We start from the raw sequence: 21,411 nt of genomic DNA, 5'->3' as shown, positions 1-21,411 counted from the left end.
ACTTTAGCAATTACGGGGTCAGCAACGCGTCGGCCAATGCCGACAGCAGCGCGGCCGATGGGGCGGTCCAGCCGACGATGGCGCCCTGGGCGCGCAGCATCTCGATGGCGGCCGCCTTGAAATGGGGGAAGTAACTCTCGGTGCAGTCTTCGAGCAGCAGGCCATCATAGCCGCGGTCATTGGCCTCGCGCATGCTGGTCTGCACGCAGACCTCGGTGGTCACGCCCATGAAGACCAGGTGGGTGATGCCGCGCGCCTGCAGGGTTTCGTGCAGCCCGGTGGCGTAGAACATGCCCTTGCCGGGCTTGTCGACCACGATCTCGCCGTCCACCGGCGCAAGGGCTGGAATGATCTGGTTGCCCGGCTCGCCCGCGACCAGGATGCGGCCCATGGGCCCCGCGTCACCGATGCGCAGCTGCGGATTGCCGCGCAGGCGCTTGGCGGGCGGGCAGTCGGACAGGTCCGGTCGGTGCGATTCGCGCGTGTGCACCACCAGGCCGCCGGCGGCGCGCCAGGCGCTCAGCACGGCCTGGCAGGCCGGCACGATGGCTTCGAGCAGGGACACGTCGTTGCCCAGGGTCTCGCCGAAGCCGCCGGGCTCGATGAAGTCGCGCTGCATGTCGATGATGACCAGCGCGGTGTGTGCCAGCGCGAAGGAGTAGTCGAAAGGGTTCGCGTGGATGGTTGTCAGGCTCATGCGGTGGCCCCCTCGTGTGCGGTGTGATCGTGCCCGCCGCCCATGTAGGCGCCCAGCACATGGCGCTCGGCGATGGCGGCCGGTGTTTCGTGGACGATGCGGCCTTCGCTCATGACGACGATGCGGTCTGCCAGCTCCAGCAGCTCGTCCAGGTCTTCGCTGATCAGCAGCACGGCACCGCCGCGCTCGCGCACACCGAGGATGCGGCTGTGGATCTCGGCCACGGCGGCAAAATCCAGGCCGAACACCGGGTTGGCCGCGATCAGCACGTTGATCTCGCCCGCCAGCTCGCGCGCCAGCACCGCGCGCTGCACGTTGCCGCCCGACAGGCTGCGGATGGGCGCGCCTTCACCCTGGGTCTTGACGCCGTAGCCGGCGATCCACTCGCGCGCCCGGCTGCGCCAGGTCGAAAAGCGCAGCATGCCGCCCGTGGACAGCGGCGGCTGGTCGAAGTCGCGCAGGGCCATGTTCTCGGCCACCGAGAGGTCGCCCACGCAGGCATTGCGCAGCGGCTCTTCGGGCAGGCTGCGCACCTTGAGCTCCCGGTTCTGCGCGCGGGTGGCCGTGTACTCCCGGCCCATCACCTGCACCCGGCCCGCCAGGCGCTGGCGCTGGCCCACCAGCGCCTCGACCAGCTCGCGCTGGCCGTTGCCCGAAACGCCGGCCACGCCCAGCACCTCGCCCTTGCGCACGGCCAGGCTCAACCCGTGCAGTGCCAGCGTGCCACGGTCACCCGGGGCCTGCAGGCCTTCCACCTGCAGCGCCACCTCGCCGGGCGGCACGGGTTCATTCGCTGCCGACGCCGCCCTTGGCACGGGAGCGTCCTGTGGCGCGGCGCTGTCTCCCATCATGGCCTGGGCCAGCGCCTGCGGGCCGGTGTCGGTCACGCGGCCGTGGTGCACGGCCTGGCCGCGGCGCAGCACCGTCACCGCATCGGCATAGGCCATCACCTCGCGGAACTTGTGGGTGATGATGACCACGCTGCACTGGCCGCTGCGCGCAATGGCGCGCACATGGCCCAGCACCTCGTCGGCCTCCTGCGGGGTCAGCACCGAGGTGGGTTCGTCCAGGATCAACAGGCGCGGGCGCAGGTACAGCTGCTTGAGCAATTCGAGCTTCTGCTTTTCACCGGCGGCCAGCTCCGACGGCCGTGCATCCAGGTCCAGCTGGAACGGCGTGGTGGCCAGAAAGGCATGCAGTTCGGCGCGCTGGGCGCGCCAGTCGATCAGGGCCGGGGTCTGGCCGCCGGCCAGCAGCAGGTTCTCGGCCACCGTCATGCCCGGCGCCAGCGTGAAGTGCTGGTAGACCATGCCGATGCCCAGGCTGCGCGCGACGATGGGGTTGGCGATGGACTGCTCGCGCCCGTCCAGCAGGATGGCGCCTTCCTCGGCCCTCTGGAAACCCGCCACGCATTTGACCAGCGTGCTCTTGCCGGCGCCGTTCTCGCCCAGCAGCGCGTGTACGCTGCCGGGCTCCACGCGCATGTTCACGCGGTCCATGGCGGTGAAGCTGCCAAAGCGCTTGGTCAGGTTCCAGGTCTCCAGCGCGAGGGCGCCAGTGCCGGGGGGCAAGGCACCGATGGGGTGGTCGGGTTGCGGGTCGGACATGGCGGTTCTTCTCCAGGTCAATGCAGGGCCGCCAGCAGTGCTTCGGATGGGGCATGTGCGCCGAACACGCCGCCCTGCATGGTCACCATGTTCAATGCGGCCTGGTGGTTGGCCGGGTCGGTGGCGGCCGTGCAGTCGGACAGCAGCAGGCATTCGTAGCCGCGGTCATTGGCCTCGCGCATGGTGGTGTGTACGCAGACATCGGTGGTGATGCCCGCGAGGATGAGGTTCTGCACGCCACCGAGGCCGAGCACCATGTCCAGGTCGGTGGCGTAGAACGAGCCCTTGCCGGGCTTGTCGATCACCACCTCGCCAGGCAGTGGCGCGAGTTCCGGGATCAGCTCCCAGCCCGGCTCGCCGCGCACCAGGATGCGCCCGCACGGCCCGAAGTCGCCGATGCCCAGACCGTCCTTGCCAATCTGGCGCGAGCGCCAGCGCTTGTTCGCCGGCAGGTCGGCGAGATCAGGCCGGTGCCCTTCGCGCGTGTGGATGACGCGAAAGCCCTGCGCGCGCAGGGCCGGAAGCAGCCTCTGCAGGGGGGCGATGGGCGCGCGTGTAAGGCCGATGTCGTAGCCCATCACGTCCACATAGCCGCCGATGCCGCAGAAGTCGGTCTGCATGTCGATCACGACCAGCGCGGTGTTGTCCGGGCGCAGGTCGCCGTTGTAAGGCCAGGCATAGGGGTTGGCCTGGACATGGCGGGTGGTGGGGGTGGTCACGCGGGCGGTTCCTTCGGAGGGTTATTTGCTGGAAGAGAGTTCGCCCGGGCTGCCAGCGGCCACGCTGCCGGGCTTGCAGGTCACAACCAGGATCAGCAGGGTCAGCACATAGGGCACGGTGTTGAACAGGTGGTAGCCCCAGCCCACGCCCACCGACTGCAGCGCCGGGCCGATGGCGCCGGCACCGCCGAAGAGCATGGCGGCGACCATGCAACGCAGCGGGTTCCAGCGTGCGAAGATCACCAGCGCCACGGCGATCAGGCCCTGGCCGCTGGAGATGCCCTCGTTCCAGCTGCCCGGGTAGAACAGGGTGAGCGAGGCGCCGCCCAGCCCGGCGATGAAGCCGCCCGCCGCCGTGGCCGCGATGCGGATGCCGGACACCGAATAGCCGAGCGCGCGCGTGGCGTTGGCCGAGTCGCCGGCCAGCCGCACCAGCAGGCCCCAGCGCGTGCGCGCAAAGGCCCACCAGAGGACCACGGCCAGCACGATGCCCAGCGGCAGCAGGGCGTTGACCTGCAGGGCCGACTGCACCACCGGCGAGTCGCTCCAGCCGCCCAGCGCCAGCGCCGGAATCTGCGGGGCCTGTGGCTGGATCAGCGGCTTGCCCAGGTAGAAGGCCAGGCCCGTGCCCAGCAGCATCAACGCGATGCCGGTGGCCACGTCGTTCACGCGCGGCAGCGAGCACAGCACGCCGTGCAGTGTGGCCAGCAAGGCGCCTGCGCTGGCACCGGCCAGCACACCCAGCCACGGTGAGCCGGTGAGGTAGGCGCCGCCGAAGGCGGTCATGGCCGAGAGCACCAGCACGCCCTCCAGCCCGAGGTTGATGCGGCCCGACTTTTCGGTCAGGCATTCGCCCAGACTCACGAACAGGAAGGGCACACCCACGCGCAGGGCCCCGCCCACGATACCGGCCACCAGGGCAATCCATTGGTCTATTGTCATATGGGCTCCACGTGGGCGGTTGGAGTCGTCGCCTCGGCGGGCCGGCTGCGCCGCTGGGCCCACAGGGCCCGCCAGTCCACGTCGCGCAGCGCCTCGCTGGCCAGGATCAGCACGAAGGCAATGCCCTGCAGCACCATCACCGAGGCATCGGGCAGGCCCAGGCGGCGCTGCAGCAGGCTGCCGGCCGCGCCAAAGCCGCCGAACAGGATGGCCACCGGGATGATGGCGATCGGGTTGTGCCGCGCGATGAAGGCCACGAGGATGCCCGCGTAGCCGTAGCCCGCGATCAACGCGCCATTGGCGTTGGTGTGCACGGCCGCCACCTCCACGGCACCGGCCAGGCCCGCCGCCGCGCCGCCGAGGGCGCAGGCCACCAGGATCAGCCTGGTGGCCGGCAGGCCCACGAGCTGCGCGGCGCGCGGGTTGCCGCCCACCACGCGGATCGAAAAGCCCGAGGCCGTGAAGTGCAGCCACAGGCCCAGCGCCACGCAGGCCAGCACACCCAGCACCAGGCCCCAGTGCACGTCCGAGCCGGCGATGCCGCCGATCAGCAGGCCCGGGTCGAGGCTGGGCGTGGCCGGCTTGTTCAGGCTGGCCGGGTCGCGCAGAGCCCCCTCGACGAAATGCTTGAACAGGCCGATCGCCACGTACGACAGCAGCAAACTGCTGATGGTCTCGTTGATGCCGCGGTATTGGCGCAGCCAGCCCGCGAGCACGATCCACAGGGCACCGGCGATGGCGCCTGCGGCACAGGCCAGCACCGTGCCCGCCGCATTGCCGGGCAGGGCCACGGCCATGGGCAGCGCCGCAGCGGCCAGGCCGCCGAGCACCAGCGCGCCCTCGCCGCCGATGATGGTCAGCCCCGCCCGCGCGGGCAGGGCGACGCACAGGGCCGTGAGCATCAGCGGCGCAGAGCGCTGCAGGGTGTTCTGCCACGAGAACCAGTCGCCGAACGCCCCCTTGAACAGCGTGAGCCACATGTCCAGTGGGTTCACCCCCGCGAAGGCGACAAAGCCGCCGAACAGCAGCAGCGCCAGCGCGATGGCGGCGACGGGCAAGAGAACGTCCTTGGCGGCCGAGTGCATGGCAGTCCCTTGCCTAGAAAGAGCCGAGGACGCCTTCGACCAGGTAGTCCATCTTTTCCAGTTCCAGGTCGGTCTGCTTGAACGACTTGCCGCTGGCGATGACCTCCTTGCCCTTGTTGTTCTTGAGCGGGCCCTTGAAGATGTCGAAGCCGCCCGCGATCATCTTGGCCTTGGTGTCGTCTGCCTGTTTTTTGGCCGCATCGCTCACAGCCGGACCGTAGGCGGACATCTTCACGAAGCCTTCCTTCAAGCCCCCGCGCAGGAAGTTGGGGTGCGGCTTGCCGGTGCGGGCCGCCTCGATGATGGTGGTATAGGCCGTGAGCCAGTTCCACTCGGCCCCCGTCAGGTAGGCCTGGGGCGCCAGCTTGGCCTGGCTGGCGTGGTAGCCGCAGACCATCTTGCCGCGCTTGGCAGCGGTCTCGACGATGACCTTGGGCCCGTCCACGTGCATGGTGAACACGTCGCAGCCCTGGTCGGCCAGGCTGTTGGTGGCCTCGGCCTCCTTGACGGCCATGGACCACTCGCCCGTGAAGATCACGCTGCAGGTGATGCCCGGCTTGACCGAGCGCGCGCCCAGCGTGAAGGCATTGATGTTGCGCAGCACCTGCGGAATCGGCTTGGCGGCAATGAAGGCGATCTTGCCGCTCTTGCTCATGTGGCCGGCCACCACGCCGTTGAGGAACTGGCACTCGTCGATGTAGCCGAAGAAGCTGCCCGCATTCTTGGGGTGCTTGCCCTCCGTCCACATGCCGCCGCAGTGCGAAAAGCGCACGTCGGGGTACTTGGCGGCCAGCGCCAGCAGGTGCGGGTCGAAGTAGCCGAACGAGGTGGGGAAGAGCAGCTTGGCGCCGTCCTGCGCGATCATGCCGGTCATGGTCTTCTGCACGGCGGCGGTCTCGGGCACGTTCTCCTCTTCCACCACTTTCACGCCGGGCATCTTCTTGAGTTCGGCCGCAGCCTGGGCATGGGCCTGGTTGTAGCCATAGTCGTCGCGCGGACCGACGTAGATCACGCCCACGGTGAGCGGGGCCTGCGCGTTGGCTTGTATTGCCCAGCCTCCCAGGCTGCCGGCAGCGCCCAGCGCCGCAAGGGCTTGGAGGGATTCGCGGCGGTTCAGGTGGGCAAGGCGGGACATGGGTTTCTCGTGTTTCATGGCGGTCCTTTCGGCAGGGGTGGGTTTCAAGAGAGAACAGAGCTGGGGTCAATCCAGCAGGCTTACGTGGGCTGCCACCACGCGCCAGCCGGTTTCGGTGCGCAGCCAGGTCTGGCTCTGGCGGCCGGTGCGGCTGCTGCCCTCGCGCTGGAACTCGACGTTGGCGGTGGCGAAGTCGCGGCCATAGGTGGTGATCACCGTCTTGAGCAGGCGCCGCTGCAGGCCCTGTGCGGGGCGCCCGGCGCGAAACGCCTGGATCTGCGCGTAGCCGTACAGGTTTTCGGTGGCGCCGTAGCGCAGGGTGTGGGGGCTGTCCCAGAACAGCTCGTCGAGCACCTCGACGTGGTTGTTCACCAGTGCGTCCTCGTAGCGGGCGAATACGGCCTGCACTTCGGCAAGCACGTCGGGCTGGTTGATGGTGTAGGCCATGGGCAGGTGGTTTTCACAGGGAGGCGACAGGGGCCTGGCAGATGCCTGCAGCCTCCAGCACGGCGGCGGCGCGCAGCACGCGGTCTTCGCGCCAGGGCGCGGCGATGAGCTGCACGCCGATGGGCAAGGTCGGGTGGGCGCCCCAGACCGGCACGGAGCACACGGGCAGGCCGATGCACGAGAGGGGCTGGGTCAGCAGGCCCATGTTGGGGCGCAGCGGCAGGTCGCGCCCGTTCAGGTCGAGGCGTTCGGTGCCGATGGGTGTGGCCGCGCAGGGCGTGGCGGGGGCCAGCAGCAGGTCGTAGCGCGAAAGCACCTGGGCGGCGGCATGGGCATATCGGCTGCGCACGCGCTGGGCGCGTGCCACCCAGGCGGCAGGGATCAGCGCGCCGGCCAGGAAGCGGTCGCGCGACAGGGGCTCGAAGTCGGCTGCGCGCGTGCGCAGGTTGTCGAGGTGCAGGGCTCCGGCCTCCGCATTGGTGATGAGGAAGGCCGCTGCGCGCCCCGCCTCCACCAGCGGCAACTCCACCGGCTCAACTTCGGCGCCCAGCGCCTGTGCCACCCGGGCCACGGCGGCGCGCGCCTCAGGCAGGGCGTTGTCGGCAAAGTATCCGCCCAGCACGCCGATGCGCAGGCCGGCGACGCCCTGGCCCAGGTCGCGGGCCACCGGCTCGGCAGGCCGCTGCGCGCAGCCGGCATCGGTGTGCGCAGTTGCAGCCTCGGGGCCCTGCATGGCGTCATAGGCCAGCGCCAGGTCGCGCACGCTGCGCGCCATGGGGCCCAGGTGGTCCAGGCTGGAGATGAAGGGGAAACTGCCCGTGCGCGGCAGCCGCCCGAAGGTGGGCTTGAGGCCGAACACGCCGCACAGCGAAGACGGCACGCGGATCGAGCCATTGGTGTCCGACCCGAGCGTGATGGGCACCTGGCCCGCAGCCACGGCCGCACCGGAGCCGCCCGAAGAGCCGCCGGCGATGCGGGCCAGGTCGTGCGGGTTGTGGCAGGCGCCTTCGTGGCTGTTCTCGGTGGTGAAACCGTAGGCGTACTCGTCCATGTTGAGCGCACCCACCAGAATGGCGCCCGCAGCCTCCAGGCGCTGCACCAGCAGGGCATCGGCCCGGGGGGGAGGGCGCTCACGCTCGAGCTTCGAGCCGGCCAGCGTGGTGAGGCCCGCCACGTCGAACAGGTTCTTCACGGCAAAGGGCACGCCCAGCAGGGGCAGGGCGACCTGCGTCCCCGCAGCCAGCCCGGCATCGATGCGGGCGGCACGCGCCAGGGCCCGTGCCCGCAGTACCGCGGTGAAGGCGTTGACGCGGGCATCGGTGTGCTCGATGCGGTCCAGGCAGGCCGTCACCAGTGCCGTGGCCGCCACGTCGCGCGCCGCCACGGCCTGTGCCATGCCGGCTGCATCCTGTTGCCACCAGGGCGCCGTCATGGGCGGCCTCCCCCGGCCGGCAGCACCGGAACGAAGGCCATGGCGGGCTCGTCCGTCGCGTCCAGCGGCACGGCGTTGACGGTGTCGGCAAAGCCGCTGGCCAGCGCCAGGTAGCCGAGCACGGCCGCTCGGTGCTCGGCCGCGATGGGCAGGCCGACGGCCTGGGCAGCGGCGTCCGTGTAGCGCTCGAGTTCGGCGGCGTTCATCGGCGCACCTCGCGCTGGAAGATCTCCAGGCTGAGCTTCTTCATCGCCACGAAGCTCGGCTCGCTGAGCGTGGCCAGCGTGCGCGGGCGCGCGTCCGCGTAGTGCAGGATTTCGGCCACGCGGGTGGGGCGCTTGGTCAGCAGCAGCACCTCGTCGGCCAGGTAGACGGCTTCTTCGAGGTCGTGCGAGACCAGCAGCATGGTGGTGCCGGTCTGCATGAACACCTCCTGCAGCTTCTCGCGGATGAACAGCGTCATCTCGAAGTCGAGCGCCGAGAACGGCTCGTCGAGGAACAGCACCTCCGGGTTGGGTGCCAGCGCGCGCATGATGGAGGCGGTCTGCTGCTGCCCGCCCGAGAGCTCGTAGGGGTAGCGGTTCAGATCGAACTTCACGTCGAACGAGGCCACCAGCTCGGCCATGCGGCGGTCCACCTCGGCCTTGCTCTTGCCTTCGAGCTTGAGCGGGTAGGCGATGTTGTCGATGGTGCGCATCCACGGGAACATCGCTTCGCGGTAGTTCTGGAAGACGTAGCCGATCTTGGTGTCCTTGAGGCTCTTGCCGTCGAACAGGATCTCGCCGCTGTCGATGGGCACGAGGCCGGCGATCATGTTGATCAGCGTGCTCTTGCCGCAGCCGTTGGGGCCGAACACCGAGACGATCTTGTGCTTGGGGATATCGAGGTCGAAGTCCTCGTACAGCGGCCAGCCAGCGAAGTACTTGGTCAGGCCGCGGATGGTGATGTGCGTGCCTGCCGGGCCGGGCGTGAAGACACGCTGGGGTACATCGGCATACACGGCGCCATTGACGACGGTGTTCATCGGCCGCTCCAGTGAACGATCCTGCGTTCGGCGACGAGGAACAGGATGTTGAGGGCATAGCCCAGGGCGCCTGCAGCCAGGATGGCGGCGTACATGCTCTTGACGTTGAGCACCTGCTGCGCGTCGATGATGCGGTGGCCCAGCCCGTTGTCGGAGCCGATGAACATCTCGGCCACGATCACGATGACCAGCGCCATCGACACGGCCGAGCGCAGGCCGACGAAGGTGGGCTGCAGGCTCTCCCAGATCAGCACGTCCTTGAAGATCTGCCAGCGCGACGCCCCCATGACCCGCGCCGCCATCACGCGCTGCTTGCGGGCATTGATCACGCCGTAGGCGCTGTTGAAGATCACGATCAGGAAGGCGCCGAACGCGGCGATGGCCACCTTGTTCACGTCCGACACGCCGAAGATCAACAGGAACAGCGGGATCAATGCCGACGAAGGCGTGGAGCGGAAGAAGTCGATCAGAAACTCCACGCTGCGGTAGGCGCGCTCGTTGCTGCCCAGCAGCACACCGAGCGGCACGCCGATCACGGCCGCGATCAAAAAGGCCTGCACCGTGCGCCAGACGGTCACGGCAAAGTCGAGCAGCAGCGGTCCGCCGGCCAGGCCGGTGACCAGGGTGAGCACGGTGGCTCCGGGCGGCGGCAGCAGGATGGGCTTGATGAAGCCCAGCCGCACCACCAGGTCCCAGAGGATGAACAAGGCCAGGGGGCCGACGAAGGGCAGCAGCTTGTCCCAGGCGGGTTTCCTGGGCGCGGCGGATGCCGGCTTGCCCGCGGGCGGCGACCAGGCGCCGGCGGTGGTGGAGGTGGTTTCGGCCATGGCGCGCCCCCTCAGGCCTTGTAGATCAGGCTGTCGACCACGACCTTCTTCTCGAAGATGCCTTTTTCGGTGAACAGGTCGTAGAACTTCTGGAAGTACGCCAGGTCGCTGGGCTTGAACTCGTTGTGCAGCATGTACGAGGCCAGTGGCACCTCGGCCGTGAGCGCGCCTTCGATGGCGGTGTAGCCCTTCATGAACTGCCGGGCCTCCTCGGGCTTGGTGCGCACCAGCTCGATGCCGCGGGCGTAGGCGGCGATGAATTTCTTCGCCACCTCGGGGTTCTTCTTGATGAATTCGCTGGTCAGGCTGGCCGCGCCGCCATGCCAGGGCGCCATCGCGTCGCCCAGGATGTATTTGGCGACCACGCCCGATTCGATGATGCGCGTGGTGCCGTTCATGCGGCCGATGGTGCCCGTGGGCTCCAGTGTGTAGCAGGCGTCCACCTGGCCGGCGACGATGGAGGCGATGTGCTGGCCGATGGGCAGCTCGGTCACGGTGGCGCCGGTGGCACCGGCACGCTCGAGCATGGTCTTGCACAAGGTCATGTTCTGGATGCCGGGGCCCGAGGCGATCTTCTTGCCCTTGAGGTCGGCCATGGTCTTGATGGCGCTGTCCTTGCCGGTGATGAACTGGTCGAGCACGAACTTGGCGTTGCTCGGGTTCGTCGCGAAGATCTTGAACAGGCCGGGCTGGGCGATCTCGCCGATGGCCAGGTTGGCCGAGCCGGTGCCGTTGGAGCTGCCGTCGGAGCGCCCCGACAGCATGGCCTCCATCACCTGCTGGGCGCCGGCGAACTTGAGCGGCTCCACCTCCAGCCCGGCTTCCTTGAAGTAGCCTTTCTCCACCGCCGCGAAGAAGGGCAGCCCGGCCGCCACGGGCCAGAAGCCGATGCGGATCTTGGGGCCGGCCTGGGCGCGCACCAAGGCAGGGGCTGCGAGCATGCCCAGCGTGGCGGCCGAAGCCGTGAGGACGCGGCGGCGCGACGTACCGGCGGAGGTGCCGGTGGAAGGGGTGGAACTGTGGGATGTCATGGCAGGCTCCTGCAGCAAGGTTGAAAGGTGAGGGGATGGAATGGGCATGGGTCAGTTGTCGGCCCGGAGGGATGCGATGTACGCCCGCCAGCCGCCAAAGCTGCTGATGTCGCGCGCACCGGCCAGCGCCAGCGGCTCGCAGATGAAGCCCTGCACGCTGCTGCCGTCGGCCAGGGTGAGCGTGCCGATGCCCAGCGGCTGCGGGATCAGCGCGACGAAGCTGCCGTAGTGCGCGGCGGGCATGCGCCACACCTCGACGGCGATGCGCGTGCCCTGGCCCGGCGCCACGCGCAGCAGGCCGGGTTTGGGCGGCACGGTGCCGGGCAGGGCGTAGAGCTGGTAGTCGGGGGCCGTCTCGGTCGCCAGCTCCAGCGTGGCGCCGCGCTCGGTGAGCTGGCCGTTGAGCGGCATGCCGCTCAGGTGGGCACCGACCACCGCGACCCTGACTGTGGCGGGCGCCTTCAGCCCGGCGATGGGTTGGGGCGCGGGCAAGGGCGTGCTGCCGGCGGCCTGGGGCAGGCCGGTGGCGTGGTGGTAGCGTTGGCCCAGGTCGGCCAACTGCCAGTCGCTGCCACAGGGGCCGATGAGGGTGATGCCGAAGGGCAGGCCATCGGCGCGCAGGCTGCTGGGCACCGAGATGGCGGCATAGTCCAACAGGTTGACGAAGTTGGTGTAGGCCCCCAGGTTGCGGTTGAGCACCACCGGGTCGGCCTGCATGGCGGCAATGGTGTAGTGCGTGGGGGCCGTGGGCACCAGCAGCACGTCGATGGCCTCGGGGCCCTGCCACATGGGGGCCACCTGCTGGCCCAGGGCGCGCAGCCTTGTCTGTGCATCGCACAGGTCGGCCGCGCTGTAGCTGCGCCCACTGGCCAGGATGCTGCGCACCGGCTCCACCACCTGGTCTTCATGTGCGTCGAAGAAGCCGCGCACGGCGGCATAGCGCTCGGCGACCAGGGCGCTTTCGTAAAGCAGGGCCGCAGCCTGGGCCAGTGGCGCGTAGGGGATGGCCACCGGCGTGCCGCCCAGTGTCTTCAGCCGGGACACCGCCTCGGCGAATGCGGCCTCGGCCGCTGCATCGCCAAAGAACGCGAGCACATCGGGCACGCCGAAACGGAAGCTCGCGGGCAAGGGCTCGGCGGCCAGGGTGAGCTGCCGCCCATAGGGGTCGTGCGCGTCATGGCCCTGTGCCGCCTGCAGCACCCGGGCCGCGATGTCCACCGTGCGCGCGAAGATGGAGACACAGTCGGCGCTTTGCGCCGCCGGCACCACGCCGCGGGCGCTCACCAGGCCCTTGGTTGGCTTGATGCCCACGATGTTGTTCAGCCCGGCCGGCACGCGGCCCGAGCCGGCGGTGTCGGTGCCCAGCGCGAAATCCACCTGCCCGGTGGCCACCACATAGGCCGAGCCCGAGCTGGAGCCGCCCGACACATAGGCCGGGTCCAGCGCATTGGGAACGGCGCCGTGCGGCGAGCGCGTGCCGTTGAGCCCGCAGGCGAACTGGTCCAGGTTGGTCTTGCCCACCAGAGTCGCACCGGCATCGAGCAGCCTTTGCACCACGGCGGCATGGGCCGTGGCCGTGTAGGCAAAGGCAGGGCAGGCGGCCGAGGTGGGGTGGCCCGCCACGTCGATGTTGTCCTTGACGGCAAAGCGCAGGCCGCTGAGCGGGCCGCCAGGCTGGCCTGCAATGGCGGGCTCGCAGCGCACCAGCCAGGCCTGCTCGGCCAGGGCGGGGGGCGGCGAACTGTCCGCTACAGGGAGGAAGTCGGCCACCAGGGAGTTTGTTGCTTGCACCATTTTGAAGAATTCAATCTTGGATACAAGGTGAGATGCAAGTGCTGTGCCAGGAGCGGTGGGTGAGCCCGAACGCATGGAGTCCTGCCATGCGTGGGCGGAGGACGGATGGGCCTTTGCCCGCAGTGGCAACGGGTTGCGCGTCCTGTGGCGGGCTGCTTCGCCGGTCCTGCGGGTGGGCGGCGGGGCCTGCCTGCCGCTCCTGTTCCTGCCGCTGTCTGGTGCAGGAACTGCCCGTGGCGCGGTGCGGGACGCGCTAAAGTGGTGAGCCCTGCCGGCCCGGGTGCGATGCACCGATGAAAGCCGGCGTGAACCATTTCCCCGCCTCCCCCGTCCACGCCGCATGATTGCCTTCCACAACCCCTTGCACCACCGGCACGCGCCGGTCCATGAGTTCTACCGTGGCGAGCGCGTGCCGTGCTTTGAAAAACCGGTGCGCGCCCAGTACGTTGAAGACGCGCTGATCGAGCGCGGCCATGGGCTGCTGGTGCCCGACGTGGACAGCACGCCGGTGCTGGCCCAGGTCCATGCGCCGCGCTACCTGGCCTTTCTGCAGACGGCCTGGCAGCAGTGGCTGGCGCTCGATCCGGCCAACGCCGCAGTGCAGCCCTTTCCCTCGGTGTGGCCGGTGCGCAGCCTGCGCAGCGATGTGGAGCCGGACAACTTCGTGGCGAAACTGGGGCTGTACTCCATGGACAACGGCACGCCCATGGCCGAGGGCACCTGGGAGGCCGTGAAGGCCGGGGCCGACGCGGTGGCCAGCGCCGCAGCCCGCGTGGCCCAGGGCGCACGGGCCGCGTTCTGCTGCACGCGCCCGCCGGGCCACCATGCAGGGCCCGACTTCATGGGCGGCTACTGCTTTGTCAACAACGCCGCCGTGGCGGCCCAGTGGCTGCGCAACCACGGGTCTGGGCGCGTGGCGCTGCTGGACGTGGACTACCACCACGGCAATGGCACGCAGAGCATCTTCTATAACCGGGCCGATGTGCTGTTCATCAGCCTGCATGGCGATCCACGCACCGAGTACCCGTTCTACCTGGGCCATGCCGACGAAACCGGCGCAGGCGAGGGCACAGGCTTCAACCTCAACCTGCCGCTGCCCGCAGGCACCACGGCGGATGGGTGGTTCGCCGCACTGGAGCAGGCCTGCGTGCGCATCGCGCAGTACCGGGCGGACACGCTGGTGGTCTCGCTCGGGCTCGATGCTTTCGAGGACGACCCGATTTCGAAGTTCGCGCTCAAGACCTCGGACTTCACGCGCCTGGGCGAGCGCCTGGCCGCGCTGGGGCTGCCCACGGTGTTCGTGCTGGAAGGCGGCTATGCGGCGGCGGAGCTGGGCAACAACGCCGTGAACGTGCTCGACGGCTTCGACCAGGCGGCTGCGCGGTGAGTGAAGCGGTTGACTGCGTGGTGGTGGGCGCCGGCGTGGTGGGCCTGGCGGTGGCCCGTGCGCTGGCCTTGCAGGGGCGCGAGGTGATGGTGCTGGAGGCGGCCGATGCCATCGGCACCGGCACCAGCGCCTGCGCCTGAAGGATGGTGCGCTGGATCCGGGCTATGCCGGCATGCGCCCCAAGATCAGCGCGCCGGGCGGGCCTGCGGCCGACTTCGTGGTGCAGGGGCCGGCGGTGCATGGTGTGCCGGGTCTGGTGAACCTGTTCGGCATCGAGTCACCGGGGTTGACCAGCGCCCTGGCCATCGGCGCGCAGGTGGCAGCGCTGTGATGCGTGTCAACTCCATGCCAGTCGTAAGCCATTGCGTCCAAGTCCTACAAGGTTTTTGGCGGTGTGTCCGCTAAGATGACAATGAGCGCTGCATGAGTGGGAGCCACAGGCAACCCATGGGGTGTGTTTTTCAATGTCTAAGCAGAAAGGTTTGCTGTATGAGCGTTTCCGAATCCCTCTCCACGACCCAGGCCGACCTGGAAAAACTCGTGACCGACCTGCGTGGCCTGCTGGCCAGCAAGGACCTCGATTCCGTGCCTGACATCAAGCTCCTGCGCCAGAAGCTGGATGACGGCCTGCACACTGCCCGCGAAGCTGCGGTGCGCGCTGCCCAGGACGCCGCCCGCCAGGCCAAGGACGCTGCCCTGGCCGCCGACCGCTATGCGCATGACGAACCCTGGCGCGTGGCCAGCGCAGCGCTGGCCGTCGGCGCACTGGTCGGCTTTCTGCTGGCCCGCCGCTGAAGGGCCTGTGCCCTGAATCGCTGACCGCACCGCTTGCTTTTATTCCGTAGAACCCAAGGACACTGATGAACTGGCTTGCTCTTCTGGGCCTGGATGCGCTGCTGGCGCGCTGGCGCGCGAATGTCATAGAAGGGGCCATTGCAGCCGAAGACCGGATGGACCTGGCCCGCCTGGAATGGCGGGACCAGAAGCAGCGCCTGCAGCAACTGCTGGTGCTGACCATCCTGCTCGGCGGGCTCACGGTGGTGGCGCTCATCATGCTGTCCATGGCGGTGCTGGTGCATTTCTGGGATACCGAACACCGCGTGCTGGTGGGCTGGCTCGTGGCGGGTGCCTGGTTGCTGGGCTGGGGTGGCACGCTGCTCAGCCTCGTTTCCGTGGCCAAGCGGGCCGGCAACGGCTTTGCACTGACCCGCAAGGAACTGGCCCAGGATTGGCGCGACATCAAGGAGCGCCTGTGATGGCTGCCGACAACCAAGCATCGACCCCCGCATTTGTTCCCGAGGCCACGGCCGAGCAACAGCGCGTGCTCGATCGCATTGCCAAGCAACGCGAGCGCATCCGTGCGCGGCGCCTTGCCCGGGCCCAGTCGCTGGCGCTGGCCCAGTCGGCCCAGCAGGCATCGCCGGACGAGCCGTTTGCAGTGCGCGCTGCGGCGTTTGCCAAACAGCACCCGGTGGCGGTGGCTGCCCTGGCGGGCGTGGCCCTGGTGGCTGGGCCGCGCCGCCTGGTCCGTTGGGTGGGGCTGGCCATGCCGCTCATTACCCGGTTGCGTCCCTTCCTCGCGCGACGGACCTGAGGGGCCCCAGCCCCTGGCCTGGAAGGGGGCGGGTTGTACGTGCGGCCCACGTGCGGCGCTTGGCCGCACTAAGCCTGGGGCGCGTGTGCGAACTGGAGCCGTGTCCGCAGTTCCTTGGTGAGGACATTGCCGGCTTCGTAGATATCCATGGCAACCGTTGCCGCAGCGCGATCCCCAGGGTCCTGGGTGACCGTGATCTTGGAGAACTGCCGCAGGGCGGCAGACGCGAAGCGCGCAGTCGACGCCACGGCTGCATCTGCATCGCTGCCTGGTGCGCGCACCGGTTCGTCGAAGGTGAAATCGGACGGTTGGGCGTTGGCGAAGGGCAGGCTGGCGTTCCATGCCGAGCACACGAGATTGAGCGCCTTCGCTGATTTGCCCTGGCTGCTGAGTTCAAGCTCGACCAAGGCGCTCAGGTGGTAGTCCCCGGCCACAAAGATGAGCCCCTCGATGTCGTTGTCGACAATGAACCGCACCAGCCTGCGCCAGCTGGCCGGGTAGCCCAGCCAGTTGTCCGCCGCGATGCAGGTCGCCGGCTCGGCAACGAAGCGGTTTTCCGGCAGTGCGAACACGCTGCCGCTGCACAGCAGCTTGGGCCCCTTGGGGTGGGCCAGCAGCCAGGCTTCGATGGCCTGCATCTGTGCTTCGTCCATGATGGGCACTTCCCTCCAGTTGCGCAGCGTGCGCGGTGTGCGCTCGGTGCGCGTATCGGCGGCGAATGCGGGGATCCCTCCCACCTCGAAGGTGTGCCACAGGCCGTGCTCCACCTTCCATCCCTGCGGGGTCATGGACAGCCTGGGCTGCTCCTGCCTGCGGTGAAAGCGCGACTGGTAGGCCGCAGCCGCCAGGAAGCCGCTGAAGAAACGCTGCCCGTGCAGGGAGTCTGCCGTGGCATGGGCCGCCCCATCGAGGTTGTCGTCGAACTCATGGTCGTCCACCACCAGCCAGACGGGCAGGCGTGAAAACAGCTGGCGCGTTGCGGCGCTGCCCCAGCTCTCGCGGTAGCGCTGGGCGCCGCGTTCATCGCGTTCCGTGGTCTCGGCGATATTGGCCGTGGCATCGGCATAGATCTGGTCGCCCAGCAGCAGCAGGGCCTGCACGGGGGCGGTGGCATGGTCGATGTGCTGCTCCATGTCGCCGGCCAGCGCATCGATCGCGCGGCGCTCGAAGGCCATGCCGGGCCAGCGGCAGGAGCTGGCGAGGAAGCTCACGCTGGGGCGCGCCTGCTCGTCGGCGGTCCATTGCTGCCACCAGGGCAGCACCGCCAGGTCGAGAACGACGGGCAGCGATGCGTTGGGTGCCGGGCCCGGCAGCGGGCCATCAGCCTCCATCGGCCGGGCCGTGCCCGACTCCTGGGGACGGCAGCGCAGTATCAGGCTGATCGGCGGCAGATCGGCAAAACGCAGCGTCTGGCTTTCCTCGAGTACGCAGGTCCAGTAGTAGCCCTGGCCGGTGGGTGGGGGGCTGGTCTGGGCCGACGGGGCTTCGGGCGCCAGCACGCCGGGGAATGCCGTCACCTCGACCGCAGCGCACAGCGCGCCGCCGATGCGGACCTCGGGCGGCATCGGCGTGCTGGTGGTGTCGAAGTACTGTTCCACCCAGATCACCAGCCGGCGCCGGCGTGTTGCCCCTTGCCCGTGCCACTCGGTCTGCAGCATGGGGCCAGTCAGTGGCCGGATGGGCGCGATGAAGTCCCGGTCGGCCAGGTCGGTGTCGCTGGACTGGCTGTCCGGGCGCGGCAGGTCGGGGTCGATGTGGCAGCCGTCGGCGATGTCCTCGAACGCGGCGGGATTGCCGAGAAAGCGGGTGAGGTGGGGATAGATGTCCTGGTGGGCGTTCTTTCCGAACAGGAAATCCATGTGCCCGTAGCCTTGGCGGATGAAGGTGCGCACCACCCGCCCACGCTGGTGCGCGAAGACCCGGCGCAGCCGGTTCCAACTGCGCGCCGCTCCGCGCGGATCGAACACCTGGTTGTCGAGGCCATGCACGAACAGCGTGGGAAAGTGCCAGTTCCTGAGGAAGTTGCCTTCCAGCAGGTAGCAGTTCTCGCCCTCGCGGTTGGTCAGCCGCTCGCGCAGCACGATGAAGTACAGCTGGCGGAACACCTCGACGCCGGCCACGCCCACGAGCTCGCCCAACCGCGCGTGCGTGCGCGGGTCCAGGTTGGCATGCACCCATTCGCGCCCGTAGAAGGCGGTCATGCGGTTGCAGATGGCGCAGCCTGCGCCCGGCGATTCGCGGTGCGCTTCGTGCAGGCTGCGTTCCTCGTCCGACCAGGCCAGGGTCGCCGCGAAGCGGTCCAGCAGTTCGTCGGCCGGGCCGGGGTTGGCCGGAAGGAGGGGGTCGATCAGCTCGCGGCCCGTCAGCAGGTTGCGGTAGAGCGCGGCCAGCGCCCCCGAGAACCGGTTGGACACGGACGGCACCACCCAGGGGTGCACGGCATGGATGATGGCCGCGCGCACCTTGGCAGTGTCAAAGCGCGCCTGCAGCGCCGCCATGGCGAAGGCGCCCGCGCCCACGCAGTGCGCAAAGACGTCGATGGCCTGGCTACCCGCCTGCGCATAGACGCGGTCGATGGCGGCGGGAATGTCGTTGTGCGCAATGTCGTCCATGGTGTGCGCATCGCGCGCATGGCCCAGGCGGTTGGACATGCGGTTGTCCAGCAGCCAGACGGTATAGCCCTCGCGCAGGAAGTGGCCGGCCATGTTGGTGTCCACGGTGTCCGTCGCGTACACGCCGCTGCCGTGGGCCAGCCCATGGATGAAGAGGACATGGCGCGCGCTGCGGGCTGGGCGGTAGACCGTCAGCTGCAGGTCGATCTGTTCCGGTGCTCCATGGCGGCGTGGCGCTTTGAGCACCTCGGTCTCTGGCCAGACTGCGATGCCCTCCGCGGTTTCCAAGGGCGGATGCGCTGGCAGGGCGGGGCGCGTGTACTTGCCGTAGTCCAGGCCGCGCAGCGACCAGAAGTGCGTCTGCATCACCGCGCGCAGCCACACCGAGGCGAACGATGCCAGCGCGACGATGGAGGCCGGCGTGCTCGATGCCTCGCGGATCTGCAGCCGCAACCGGCTCACCAGGTCCGCAAGATCGACGCGCAGCGCGATCTTCCAGGGGGCGCTGTCCTTGTGCCGCAGTTCGAGGTCCAGCAGCGTGAGCGCTTCCCACAGGGTGCGCGCGCCATCGCGGTAGGCCAGCAGCTTGCGGCCCTGGGCGATGATCTCCAGGGCTTCGCCCGGCGCATGGCCCGGTTGCGCCAGGGTGAAGCGGTAATCGAGCGTGCGGTAGTCGGTATGCAGCCAGCCCGCGCGGATGAACGCCAGCGCCTTCTTGCGCCAGCCGGAGGTGAAGTTCTGCATGATTCCGCCAGGCCTGCGCTTGCGGTATGCGGCGACTGCGAGCACCCAGCGCCAGATCCTGCGCAGCCGGCTGGCGCGATCGAGCGCCAGCAAGGACACCTGTCCCGAGCCGCGCAGCAGGGGTTCGCCCTTCAAGGCGTCGGAGTGGATCGATGGCCAGCCGGGAAGGGGGTTGGCGTAGATCGCCAACGTGGCATCCCACCGGGTCGACGGGTCGGCCAGCCATTGCTGCAGGTCCACCGCGACCTCGACGGCCGCGATGAACGCGCGCGGCTGCATGGCCGCTGCGGGAGTCAGCGCGGGGTCGTGCCGGGACAGGAGCGGCCGAACCCAGTCGGGCAGGTGGCCTGGCTCGGTGCCGCCGAGCAGGTGCTCGTGGATGCGAAACCGCACTGCGCCGTCGGCGCCGGTCGGCGCGGCATCCGCCACGCGGGGCTGTGCTTGCGGCGCGGGGCGAGGTGCCGCAAGTGCCCCAGGTGCCGTGCTGCCCAGGTCCGGCCGTGCCAGTTCGCTGGCGATGTCCCGGGCGGCTAGTAGTGACAGGGCGGAAATCGTGACGAAGGGATTGACGCCCAGCGCGCGTGGCACGATGGCTCCGTCCAGCACGTGCAGGCCCGCATGCACCTCGCGCCCCGGGCCCTTGAACACCGCGCCGCGCCAGTCGACCACCCCCTGCGCTCCGTCGTCGCCCATGGGGCAGCCGCCCAGCGGGTGCACGGTGACCGATTTTTCCGGCTGGCCGCCCGCGATGATGTCCGAAAAGCCATCGGGCGCCGGGTGCCACAAGGGATTGGGCAGGTAATCGCCCCCATCGAAACCGCCGGCCGCATGTGCCCGGTGAAGGGCGCGGTGCACGGCCTGGTAGTACGCGGCGCGACCTGCGGTCGCGGTCTTGCCAGTGCTGGGCCAGCGCACATCGAGTTCCAGGGTGTCCGGGGCCCCGGGGCTGGCGTCGGAGCTTGGGCGCAGCGAGATCCTTCCGTTCGATGCATCCTGGCCCATGGCCAGCAGCAATTGCGCGTGCCGCGCCGCACCGGGGGGAAGTGCCAGGGGGTCGGCGGTGCCGGGAAACCGCGCATCCACGTCGCGCACATAGCGGTGCAGGGTCGCCAGCGTGTGGCCCAGGGTGCTGGTGGCCTGGGCGAGCGCGGAGGGGATGGCGCCATCCTGGACCAGGATCTCCTGCTGCACACCATCCACCTCCAGTGGCACGCGCAGCGTGGCGCAGATCGTCGGGCCGACGTCACGGCTGGGGGCCGTGCTGCCGGCTTGCGGGGCCGAGACGGCATTGACCACCTGGTCCTGGCGCCAGCCCATGGCCACCACGTCGCCATTGGTGGAAAAGGCGCAGCCGAGGGTTCCCGAGCGCGGCAACGCAAAGGAGCGCAGCAGCAGTTCGGTGCTGCCCAGGCTGCCCGCGCTGAGGATGACGGTGTGCGCGTCGATGGTGAACTCGGTGGGCGATGTGTTGCGCCCCCCCGCAGTGCACCGCATGTGCACGCGCCAGCGCAGGCTGCGCCCGTTCGCGCTCAGTGCGGACGCCGCGAGAGGCTCCACCCGCAAGGCAGTTGCGCCCACGAAGAAGCGCGCGCCCCGGCTGTGCGCAGCCGGAATGAGGTTGGTGGCCAGCGAGCCCTTGGCGCCGATGTTGCAGCCGGTGAAGCAGTTCCCGCAGCGCACGCAGGCCTCCATCTCCACCCCGTGGGCGTTGGTCTTTTTGGTGCTGGAGATGGTCAAATCGACCGGCTGGGCGCGACCGGCCTGCAGCGCACCCGCAAGGCGCGAAAGCGCCTGGAACTTGGGCAGCTCCGCCGCGCGCTCCAGGGGGGCGGCCTCGAGCGCCGCAACGACTTCGTCGAGCGCATGCACCAGGGCGGTGTGCCGTGCACCGCCGTGCCGGTACACGCTGGGCCAGTGTTCCTGGTCGAACGTGCTGGCCGCTGGTTTGAAGGCCACGCCGGCGTTGATCAGTGAGCCACCGCCCAGGCCGCTGCCGGTGAGCACCGCTACTTCGTCGAAGTTCTGCACGTTGAGGAGCGCCTGGGCGTTGCCCAGGGCCTTTCCACTGGCCCCGCGCTGCACCCGCAGGTGGCCGGGCAGATGGCCGATGTCCTCGGGAAACTCGCCCAGGGCATATTCCCTGCCGCGCTCGACGACCCAGGTTTGCACGCCCGGGCCGGCCAGTTCGCGCGCTGCGAAACTGCCTCCATAGCCTGAACCCACAACAAGAACGTCGCAGTGGGGGGCGGGATGGGCCTGCAGCATCGCCTCGATCGACTCTGACCAGCGAGAATGGATCGCCATGGTGCCTTTCCGTGGAGCTCGGTTTTGAGT

18 protein-coding genes and 2 pseudogenes are annotated in these 21,411 nt (G+C 69.2%); 6 read left to right on the top strand and 14 right to left on the bottom strand.

Features of this window, described 5'->3' with window-relative positions; all coding sequences use genetic code 11:
- Window positions 1-10 precede the first annotated feature (10 nt).
- The 13 genes from U5N23_RS13150 to atzF form a co-directional block, all read right to left on the bottom strand.
- On the bottom strand, window positions 11-697 hold the full coding sequence (locus U5N23_RS13150) for a cysteine hydrolase (protein ID WP_322593262.1): 687 nt from the start codon (window positions 695-697) through the stop codon (window positions 11-13).
- Window positions 694-2,304 (bottom strand): ABC transporter ATP-binding protein, encoded by a 1,611-nt coding sequence (locus tag U5N23_RS13145; protein ID WP_322593261.1) that lies wholly within the window; start codon window positions 2,302-2,304, stop codon window positions 694-696. Before U5N23_RS13145 ends, U5N23_RS13150 begins: the two co-directional genes overlap by 4 nt.
- A gap of 17 nt (window positions 2,305-2,321) precedes the next feature.
- The gene (locus U5N23_RS13140) at window positions 2,322-3,023 is read right to left on the bottom strand and encodes an isochorismatase family cysteine hydrolase (RefSeq protein WP_322593260.1); all 702 of its coding nucleotides are present in this window, start codon (window positions 3,021-3,023) and stop codon (window positions 2,322-2,324) included.
- A 21-nt stretch (window positions 3,024-3,044) separates the two neighbouring features.
- Window positions 3,045-3,965, bottom strand: coding sequence for an ABC transporter permease (locus U5N23_RS13135; RefSeq protein ID WP_322593259.1), 921 nt, complete (start codon window positions 3,963-3,965; stop codon window positions 3,045-3,047).
- Window positions 3,962-5,050, bottom strand: coding sequence for an ABC transporter permease (locus U5N23_RS13130; RefSeq protein ID WP_322593258.1), 1,089 nt, complete (start codon window positions 5,048-5,050; stop codon window positions 3,962-3,964). Before U5N23_RS13130 ends, U5N23_RS13135 begins: the two co-directional genes overlap by 4 nt.
- Window positions 5,051-5,063: 13 nt before the next feature.
- Entirely contained in the window at window positions 5,064-6,185 is a 1,122-nt protein-coding gene (locus U5N23_RS13125; RefSeq protein WP_322593257.1) for a BMP family ABC transporter substrate-binding protein, read from the bottom strand.
- Window positions 6,186-6,251: 66 nt separating this feature from the next.
- On the bottom strand, window positions 6,252-6,632 hold the full coding sequence (gene hpxZ, locus U5N23_RS13120) for an oxalurate catabolism protein HpxZ (protein WP_322593256.1): 381 nt from the start codon (window positions 6,630-6,632) through the stop codon (window positions 6,252-6,254).
- Window positions 6,633-6,645: 13 nt separating this feature from the next.
- Window positions 6,646-8,064 (bottom strand): AtzE family amidohydrolase, encoded by a 1,419-nt coding sequence (locus U5N23_RS13115; protein WP_322593255.1) that lies wholly within the window; start codon window positions 8,062-8,064, stop codon window positions 6,646-6,648.
- The gene (locus U5N23_RS13110; protein ID WP_322593254.1) at window positions 8,061-8,270 is read right to left on the bottom strand and encodes a DUF4089 domain-containing protein; all 210 of its coding nucleotides are present in this window, start codon (window positions 8,268-8,270) and stop codon (window positions 8,061-8,063) included. The genes U5N23_RS13115 and U5N23_RS13110 overlap by 4 nt, the downstream gene beginning before the upstream one ends.
- Window positions 8,267-9,088 carry an ABC transporter ATP-binding protein gene (locus U5N23_RS13105; RefSeq protein ID WP_322593253.1) on the bottom strand — a complete coding sequence of 274 codons (822 nt, stop codon included), beginning with the start codon at window positions 9,086-9,088 and terminating at the stop codon, window positions 8,267-8,269. Before U5N23_RS13105 ends, U5N23_RS13110 begins: the two co-directional genes overlap by 4 nt.
- Window positions 9,085-9,915, bottom strand: a complete 831-nt coding sequence (locus U5N23_RS13100) for an ABC transporter permease (RefSeq protein ID WP_322593252.1) — start codon at window positions 9,913-9,915, stop codon at window positions 9,085-9,087. Before U5N23_RS13100 ends, U5N23_RS13105 begins: the two co-directional genes overlap by 4 nt.
- 11 nt (window positions 9,916-9,926) lie before the next feature.
- Window positions 9,927-10,946 carry an ABC transporter substrate-binding protein gene (locus U5N23_RS13095; RefSeq protein WP_322593251.1) on the bottom strand — a complete coding sequence of 340 codons (1,020 nt, stop codon included), beginning with the start codon at window positions 10,944-10,946 and terminating at the stop codon, window positions 9,927-9,929.
- 51 nt (window positions 10,947-10,997) lie between these two features.
- Complete coding sequence (gene atzF / locus U5N23_RS13090) at window positions 10,998-12,740, bottom strand: allophanate hydrolase (RefSeq protein ID WP_322593250.1); 1,743 nt, start codon at window positions 12,738-12,740, stop codon at window positions 10,998-11,000.
- 340 nt (window positions 12,741-13,080) lie between these two features.
- On the opposite strand from atzF, the gene U5N23_RS13085 reads away from it, so the two are divergent.
- The 6 genes and pseudogenes from U5N23_RS13085 (at window position 13,081) to U5N23_RS13060 (ending at window position 15,721) form a co-directional block, all read left to right on the top strand.
- A complete protein-coding gene (locus U5N23_RS13085; protein ID WP_322593249.1) occupies window positions 13,081-14,127 on the top strand; it encodes a histone deacetylase family protein in 1,047 nt (348 codons plus the stop codon).
- A pseudogene (locus U5N23_RS13080) lies at window positions 14,124-14,258 on the top strand (FAD-dependent oxidoreductase); the annotation flags it as partial. The gene U5N23_RS13085 and the pseudogene U5N23_RS13080, both read left to right, overlap by 4 nt.
- A 5-nt stretch (window positions 14,259-14,263) precedes the next feature.
- A pseudogene (locus tag U5N23_RS13075) lies at window positions 14,264-14,458 on the top strand (FAD-dependent oxidoreductase); the annotation flags it as partial.
- 158 nt (window positions 14,459-14,616) lie between these two features.
- The gene (locus U5N23_RS13070) at window positions 14,617-14,922 is read left to right on the top strand and encodes a DUF883 family protein (RefSeq protein ID WP_322593247.1); all 306 of its coding nucleotides are present in this window, start codon (window positions 14,617-14,619) and stop codon (window positions 14,920-14,922) included.
- A gap of 65 nt (window positions 14,923-14,987) precedes the next feature.
- On the top strand, window positions 14,988-15,383 hold the full coding sequence (locus U5N23_RS13065; RefSeq protein WP_322593246.1) for a phage holin family protein: 396 nt from the start codon (window positions 14,988-14,990) through the stop codon (window positions 15,381-15,383).
- Complete coding sequence (locus U5N23_RS13060) at window positions 15,383-15,721, top strand: hypothetical protein (RefSeq protein WP_322593245.1); 339 nt, start codon at window positions 15,383-15,385, stop codon at window positions 15,719-15,721. Before U5N23_RS13065 ends, U5N23_RS13060 begins: the two co-directional genes overlap by 1 nt.
- Before the next feature lie 68 nt (window positions 15,722-15,789).
- On the opposite strand, the gene U5N23_RS13055 is transcribed toward U5N23_RS13060, so the two are convergent.
- Complete coding sequence (locus U5N23_RS13055) at window positions 15,790-21,381, bottom strand: alkaline phosphatase D family protein (protein ID WP_322593244.1); 5,592 nt, start codon at window positions 21,379-21,381, stop codon at window positions 15,790-15,792.
- Window positions 21,382-21,411 lie beyond the last annotated feature (30 nt).

This window comes from Acidovorax sp., assembly GCF_034519795.1.
Classification (GTDB): Bacteria; Pseudomonadota; Gammaproteobacteria; order Burkholderiales; family Burkholderiaceae_C; genus Acidovorax.
This window is presented reverse-complemented; position numbering and strand designations above follow the sequence as displayed.